Source organism: Brachymonas moutaii (nom. illeg.), from assembly GCF_049977365.1.
In the GTDB taxonomy this organism is placed as follows: Bacteria; Pseudomonadota; Gammaproteobacteria; order Burkholderiales; family Burkholderiaceae_C; genus Brachymonas.
In genome coordinates this window covers 1-890 of record NZ_JBNGEN010000027.1, presented here as the reverse complement: position 1 = coordinate 890, position 890 = coordinate 1, and the positions used below count along the sequence as shown (strand labels likewise).

1 protein-coding gene is annotated in these 890 nt (G+C 64.4%); it reads left to right on the top strand.

Annotated elements, in window-relative coordinates; all coding sequences use genetic code 11:
* Nucleotides 1-38 precede the first annotated feature (38 nt).
* On the top strand, nucleotides 39-890 hold an 852-nt coding region (locus tag ACP2WS_RS11275; RefSeq protein WP_426460853.1), incomplete at its 3' end, for an IS30 family transposase.

The following is an 890-nucleotide window of genomic DNA, read 5'->3' as shown; positions in this document are numbered from 1 at the left end:
CGAAGTGCAACACCTCCGTCCTGAGGTAAGTTGTCACGATGAGCACCCGATACCGCCACTTGCAACCTGAAGAGCGCCTGACCCTCGCTTCCTTGCTCCAGCAAGGCTGGAGCCTGCGGCGCATTGCTCAGCAGTTGGGGCGCAGCCCCAGCACCTTGAGCCGCGAGGTGACCCGCAACCGCAGTGGCGATGCCTACTGGTCTGCCCCCGCTCAGAGCCTGTACCAGCAGCGTCGCATCGCCTCTCGCCCCCTGCCCAAGCTGCATGCCGACGGGGCGCTGTGGCATGTGGTCACCGATCTGTTGCTGCGCCGCTGGTCTCCTCAGCAAATTGCCCGCACACTGCGGCACATGCATCCTGATGATTCCTCCCAGCGTGTGGGCCATGAGACGCTCTACAACGCGATCTATGCCTATCCCCGTGGTGAGCTGCGCAGCCAGCTCATCGCCTTGCTGCGCCAAGGCAAGAGCACACGCCGCCCTCGCAGTGGCGGTGAAGACCGCCGGGGCAAGCTGCCCGAGATGGTCAGCATCCATGTGCGTGCGCCCGAAGTCGATGACCGCCTGATGCCGGGGCACTGGGAGGGCGATCTCATCAAGGGTGAGGGCAACCGCTCCGCAGTGGGTGTTCTTGTGGAGCGCAGCTCCCGTCTGGTGCTGCTGTGCAAGATGCCCGATGCCACCGCTGCCTCAGCCCTGGCCGCCTTCAGCGCCAAGCTCAACCAGATCGCCCAGCCTCTGCGCCAGACGCTCACCTACGACCAGGGCAAGGAGCTGGCCTGTCATCGCGAGCTGACTCAAGCCACCGGGGTGAAGATCTACTTCTGTGATCCCCACAGTCCTTGGCAGCGCGGCTCATGCGAGAACACCAACGGCTTGTTGCGCCAGTTC